Origin of the sequence: Aeromonas sp. QDB03, from assembly GCF_027707985.1 — a bacterium.
GTDB lineage: Bacteria > Pseudomonadota > Gammaproteobacteria > Enterobacterales > Aeromonadaceae > Aeromonas > Aeromonas hydrophila.
In genome coordinates this window covers 65398-71838 of sequence record NZ_JAPCJG010000016.1, presented here as the reverse complement: position 1 = coordinate 71838, position 6441 = coordinate 65398, and the positions used below count along the sequence as shown (strand labels likewise).

The 6441-nt window shown below is 60.8% G+C and carries 5 protein-coding genes; 1 reads left to right on the top strand and 4 read right to left on the bottom strand.

Annotated features, from left to right (window positions below):
* Positions 1-275 precede the first annotated feature (275 nt).
* The 4 genes from hemG to pepQ are packed head-to-tail and all read right to left on the bottom strand — an operon-like array spanning position 276 to position 4241.
* A complete protein-coding gene (hemG, locus tag PG900_RS21985; protein ID WP_270802164.1) occupies positions 276-800 on the bottom strand; it encodes a menaquinone-dependent protoporphyrinogen IX dehydrogenase in 525 nt (174 codons plus the stop codon).
* A gap of 7 nt (positions 801-807) precedes the next feature.
* Positions 808-2265 carry a TrkH family potassium uptake protein gene (locus PG900_RS21980; RefSeq protein WP_011704169.1) on the bottom strand — a complete coding sequence of 486 codons (1458 nt, stop codon included), beginning with the start codon at positions 2263-2265 and terminating at the stop codon, positions 808-810.
* Positions 2266-2301: 36 nt separating this feature from the next.
* Positions 2302-2919 carry a YigZ family protein gene (locus PG900_RS21975; protein ID WP_065480299.1) on the bottom strand — a complete coding sequence of 206 codons (618 nt, stop codon included), beginning with the start codon at positions 2917-2919 and terminating at the stop codon, positions 2302-2304.
* Positions 2919-4241, bottom strand: coding sequence for a Xaa-Pro dipeptidase (gene pepQ, locus PG900_RS21970; protein WP_270832297.1), 1323 nt, complete (start codon positions 4239-4241; stop codon positions 2919-2921). The genes PG900_RS21975 and pepQ overlap by 1 nt, the downstream gene beginning before the upstream one ends.
* A 190-nt stretch (positions 4242-4431) precedes the next feature.
* On the opposite strand from pepQ, the gene PG900_RS21965 reads away from it, so the two are divergent.
* Positions 4432-6369, top strand: coding sequence for an acetoacetate--CoA ligase (locus PG900_RS21965; protein WP_270832295.1), 1938 nt, complete (start codon positions 4432-4434; stop codon positions 6367-6369).
* Positions 6370-6441 lie beyond the last annotated feature (72 nt).

Here is a 6441-nt window from a genome sequence, read left to right as displayed (position 1 = left end):
TTGTCGCGTTGAGGAGGCGCATATTACGCTTCTCACTTCGAAAGTCAAGCGATTGTTTTCGCTTTTCTTTCGGCGCCTGCTTCGTAAGGAAGCTGGCTCATCAGGTTGGCGTGTTCTGCCGTGCTGGTAGGGGCGCATTATAGGGAGCCGCGCCGCGATGACAAGGGGAATTTTGCAAAAATTGGCATTTTTTGGCTTTCAGTAGTTCAAACGCCTATTTATCCAACAAAAAGCCCCGCAACCACGGGGCCAAGGCCATTCAGGACGATGGATTGCTATCTTTTTGACCAGAATTCCCGGGCAAAATCGCGCACTTTTTCCCAATCGGTAAACTCGAGGTCCTTGCTGGTATCCGTGCTACCACGAGTGATCTTCATGATCAGCTGGATGATGCGGGTCTGCCACCAGTTGTAGCGGGAGTATTGCAGCGCACCGGCAAACACCCCCAGGGTTTTCGGCTTCCAGGGGGAGAGGCGCAGAAACTTCTTCATATAGGCGTTGGTCTGCGGGGTCTGCTTCTCCGGCTTGCGAGCGGTCAGGTTGACGCAGAAGAAGGCTGCGTTGGCCACTTCCAGCTGTTCGTGATGAGCGTGGATGAAACTGAACAGACTGGGATGGAAGTTGCCATAACGAATGGAGGCACCGATCAGCACCTTCTTGAACTTGCTAAGATTGCACTTCGGCAGGGTATGCAGATCCTGCATCACCACCTCACAACCCTCGGTCTCTGCCAGCATGGCATCGACGATCTTTCGTGTTTGCCCGTCACGGGAAGAATAAAGCACCAGAATCTTGTCCATACCAACCTCAACTACGCCAGAATGCAGGGGTAAACAGTACCAGAAGAGTGAAGATTTCCAATCGGCCAAACAGCATGGCGACGACCAGTATCCATTGCGCCGTTGCCGAGATCTTGCCGAAGTTGGCCGACACCTCGCCCAGCCCCGGCCCCACGTTGGTAAACGCGGCCGCCACGGCGGAGAAAGCGGTCACCTCGTTCAAGCCGGTCATCAGCAGCAACAGCATAAAGATGAAGAACAGAATGATGTAGGTAGCAAAGTAGCCCCACACCGCCTCCACGATCCGCTCAGGCACGGCACGACGACCCAGTTTGAGGGTATAGATGGCGCGCGGGTGCACCAGCCGCTTCAGCTCGCGCATCCCCTGCAGGAACAGGATCATGAAGCGCATCACCTTGATGCCGCCCCCGGTACTGCCGGCGCAGCAACCGATGAAGGCGGAGAACATCAGCAGCATGGGTAGAAAGGAGGGCCACTCCGCATAGCTGGTCGTGCTGTAGCCGGTGGTCGTGCCCAGCGACACCGCCTGGAACAGACCGTGGTTGAGCGCCTCCTGCCAGGTGGCGTAATGACCGTGAAACAAGAGGGAAACGAAGCAGATCAGCACCAGCACGCACTGGATGCTCAGAAACACCTTCAGCTCGGAGTCACGCAGATAGTTGCTCAGCCGCACCGGCTTGTGGGCGAACACCATGAAATGCAGGGCGAAGTTGACGCTCGCCAGCAGCAGAAACACCACAGTAATCAGGTTGATGGCAGGGCTGTTGAAAAAGCCGATGCTGGCGTCGTGGGTCGAGAAGCCGCCCACCGACAGGGTGGAGAAGGAGTGGCAGATGGCATCGAACAGGGTCATGCCCGCCATCCAGTACGCCAGGGCACAGAGGGAAGTGAGCAGCAGATAGATGAACCAGAGTGCCTTGGCCGTCTCGGCGATACGCGGGGTGACCTTGTTGTCCTTGACCGGCCCCGGAATTTCGGCGCGATAGAGCTGCATCCCCCCGATGCCGAGCAGCGGCAGTATGGCCACCGCCAGCACGATAATCCCCATCCCCCCCAGCCACTGCAGCAGCTGGCGATAGAACAGAAACGCCTTGGGCAGGTTGTCCAGCCCGGTGAGCACGGTCGCCCCCGTGGTGGTCAGGCCGGAAAACGACTCGAAGAAGGCCTCCGACACCGTCATGCCGGGCACCTCTCCCAGCAGGAACGGCAAGGCCCCCACGCTGCCCAGCACCACCCAGAACAGCACGACGATGAGGAAGCCTTCCTTGGATCTGAGATCTTTCTTCTGATGGCGGTTGGGAAACCAGAGCGCGGCGCCGAGCAGCAGGGCGATGAAGAAGGAGTTGACGAACTCGGCACCACCGCCATCACGATAGCCAAAGGCGACCAGCGCGGGCAGCAACATGGTCGAACTGAACAGCGCGACCAGCAGGCCAACGATACGAATGATGCTCAGAATCTGCATTCCGGCTCCCTCTTCAGGCTAAAAGAGCGATGGATTCTAGCCATCTAAGGGACGAAGGGATACCCGACCCTGGGTTCGGTCGGTCAATTCCTGTGCGATTCTGCTCCAAACAGCGGCTTCCCACGCCACCTGCAGGGTGACGCTGGCGCCGTAATCGGCCGCCAGCAACTGACCCTGATGCGCCTGGATCAGCGCTTCCACCGCGCCCATGTCGGTATAGTCGCACTGGATGAGGGAGGTAGCCTGCTGGCGCTTGATGCGGGTTTCGAGCTGCTTGAGGGCGGCGCCCACACCACCGCCATAGGCCTTGACCAGGCCGCCGGTGCCCAGCAGTACCCCACCGTAATAGCGCACCACCACGGCGGCGATCTCCCCGAGACCGGCCCCCATCAGCTGGGCCAGCATGGGCTTGCCGGCGGTGCCCGAGGGCTCGCCGTCATCGCTGAAACCGTAAACCTGACTGTCCTGCGGGGCACCGGCGACAAAGGCCCAGCAGTGATGCCGGGCCCCGGGATGTTGCTGTTTTATCTCGCCGATCCAGGCTTTGGCAGCCTCTACGGTCGGCGTGTGGGCGATATAAGTGATGAAGCGGCTCTTCTTGATCTCCTCACTCACCTCCAGCGGTGCGGCCGGTATGGAATAGTCTGCCGCCATCAGAGCCCTGCTTGTCTGGTCAGGTTTTCCACCCCGTTGGCATGCAGTACCACGTTGTCTTCGATGCGGATGCCGCCATAGGGGCGCAGCGCCTCGACCTTGTTCCAGTTGACCCGCTTGCCCTGTTCACCGAGGCGCAGCGGCTCCAGCAGGCTGTCAATGAAGTAGAGGCCCGGCTCGATGGTGAACACCTGGCCCACTTCCATCACCCGGGTGCAGCGCAGATAGGGGAACTGTTCGGGGGCCGACAAGTGGGTGCCGCGCTCGTCCTGCATGAAGCCGCCGGCATCGTGTACCTGCAGGCCGAGGAAGTGGCCGAGACCGTGGGGGAAGAAGACGTTGGTCACCCCGGTATGGATCATCTCGTCCACCGACATGTCCACCAGCTCGGTGGCTTGCAGCAGGCGCGCCAGTCGGTGGTGCATCTGCAGATGCAGCTCGCTGTAACGGCGACCCGGCTTGATCTCCTCGATGATCTCCTGCTGCTGGGCATCCAGCGCCGCAATCAGATCGGCAAACTCACCGCGGCGCCAGGCCCAGGTCCGGGTGATGTCGGAGGCATAGCCGTGCACATCCACGCCGGCATCGATGAGGAAGGAGTACCGTTCCGCATCGGGCACCCGCTGAGAGGAGAGGTGGGTGTAGTGCAGGATGGCCGCATTGCGGTTGATGGCGACGATATTGCCGTAGGGCGCCTCATTGGCCCCCTGCCCGACCGCCTTCATGTAGGCCAGGTTGATCTCGAACTCGCTCGCCCCCGCCATGAAGGAGTCCTTGGCCGCAATGTGGCCGCGTACCCCGATGCGGTTGGCATCGCGCAAGCATTCCAGCTCGTAGGCCGTCTTGTAGGCACGATGATAATGCAGATAGTTGAGCACCGCCTCCGGATTGGGCTGGCCCAGCCCCAGCAGCTCGGCCACCTCCAGGTGGCCGCCCAGATAGGCCCACTCCTGCTTGTTGGCCGGCAGGTGATCGGCCACCTGCTCCGGGCGGGTCAGGAAGCGGATGTCGAAGAAGTCGACCCAGAAAGCGTTGGGCAGCTCCGCCACCTTGTGCCAGAAATCCACCGGACGATAGAACAGCAGCACCGGCTTGTTCACACCGTCCACCAGCAACCAGCAGTGGGGATTGTCCAGCACCGGCAACCAGGCCTTGAACTGGGGGTTCACCTTGAAGGGGTAATCCTGATCATCGAGGAAGATGCGGTGGGTCTGGCCGGAGTGGATGGCCAGACCGCTCAGTCCCTGCTGTTGCAGTATGTCGCGGGTGCGCTGCTGCAAGGTGTCGAGGTGCTGGGCAAAAAGTTGGCTGTAGCTGCTCATGGCGTCCTGCTCCGGGAGAAATGTGGTTTCAGCATAACATCAAGCGAATCAAGGCTCGAACCGTCAAGCAATCGCTTCGTGAGGTAACGCATACGTTACAAGGCTTTTGTTATGAAACAAAAACCAACCATTAACAAATAAAAAACAATTCAATACACTGCCGGTAGATACATGCAGTCAGGGACTACTCATGCACAACCTTTGCCTGTGGCAACCGGATCAGGAGCGGATTCAGCAATCCAACCTCCAGCACTTCATGGCCGAGGTCAACCGCTTCCACGGCCTGCAGCTGCACAGCTACGCCCAGCTCTACCAGTGGTCGGTGGAGAAGACAACCCGTTTCTGGCCGCTGGTGTGGCAGCACTGCGGCGTCAAGGGCGAGCTCGGCAACATAGTGGCGGAGAACCGCCAGGAGATGCAGCGCACCCGCTGGTTCCCCGACAGCCGGCTCAACTTCGCCGAAAACCTGCTGCGCCGCCAGGATGACACACCGGCCATCATCTCCCGCATCGAGGGTAGCCCCAGCCACACCTTGAGCTGGCGCGAGCTGGCGGATCAGGTCGCCAGGCTGGCCCAGTGGCTGCGTGGCCAGGGCATCGGCCGGGGCGATGTGGTGGCGGCCTACCTGCCCAATATCCCGGAAACCGTGGTGGCTATGCTGGCGACCACCAGCCTGGGAGCGATCTGGACCTCCACCAGCCCCGATTTCGGCGAAGCCAGCGTGGTGGAGCGCTTCGGCCAGACCCGACCGCGGATGCTGTTTGCGGTGGATGGCTATCGCTACAACGGCAAGGCCATCAACATTCAGGACAAAGTGGCGGGGGTCATCAGCCAGATCGACAGCATAGAGCAGACGGTCATGATCCCCTTGCTGGGCCATCCCCTGCAGTTTGGCCACGACTGGCGCCAGATCCTGGCCAGCCAGCCGGATGCCAGCCTGCAGTTCGAGCCAATGGCCTTCAATGACCCGCTCTACATCCTCTATTCGTCCGGCACCACAGGCAAACCCAAGTGCATCGTCCACGGCATCGGCGGCACCCTGCTGCAACATCTGAAAGAGCACCAGCTGCACTGCGACATCAAGCCAGGGGAGCGCATCTTCTACTTCACCACCTGCGGCTGGATGATGTGGAACTGGCTGGTGAGCGCGCTCGCCTCCGGCGCCACCCTGGTGCTCTACGACGGCTCCCCCTTCTACCCGGACGGCAACGTGTTGTGGGATCTCGCCCGCGACGAAGAGGTCGCCCTGTTTGGCACCTCGGCCAAATACCTGGATGCGCTGCACAAGCAGGGTTATACCCCGATCAAGACCCACCAGCTGCCGCAGTTGCGGCTGATCTGCAGCACCGGCTCCGTGCTCTCTCCCGAAGGGTTCGACTACGTCTATCAGCAGATCAAGCAGGACGTTCAGCTCAGCTCCATCTCGGGTGGCACCGACATCTGCTCCTGCTTCGTCATCGGCAACCCCATCAGCCCCGTCTACCGCGGTGAGAGCCAGGGACGCGGCCTCGGCCTCGCGGTGCAGGTATTCAACGAAGCGGGCCAGCCGGTGCAGGGTGAAAAGGGCGAACTGGTCTGCACCAAGCCCTTCCCGGCCCAACCCATCGGCTTTTGGGGGGACGCCAGCGGCGACAAGTACCACGCCGCCTACTTCGAACGGTTCGACAACATCTGGTGCCATGGCGACTGGATCGAGCTGACCCCGACCGGCGGCATCCTGTTCTACGGTCGCTCCGACGCCACCCTCAACCCGGGCGGCGTGCGCATCGGCACCAGCGAGATTTACCGCTACGTCGAGCAGCTGGAGGAAGTAGAAGAGAGCATCGTCATCGGCCAGCAGTGGCAACAGGACGAGCGGGTGGTGCTGTTCGTCAAGCTCAAGCCAGGCCTCATGCTGGACGAAGCGCTGCGCGAGCGCATCCGCCAGCAGGTGCGCCTGCACTGCACCGCCCGTCACGTGCCGGCCCGCATCCTGCAGGTGGACGCCATTCCGCGCACCAAGTCCGGCAAGATAGTGGAGCTGGCGGTGCGGGAAGTGGTGCACAACCGGCCCGTCAACAACACCCACGCCCTCGCCGATCCCGAAGTGCTGAGCCAGTATCGCGACCGGCCAGAGCTGGCCAGTTGAGGCCACACAAGGTTAATAAAGGCGTCATCAGACGCCTTTATTTTGGTTGTTAATCTGAGGCGAGCTTTTACT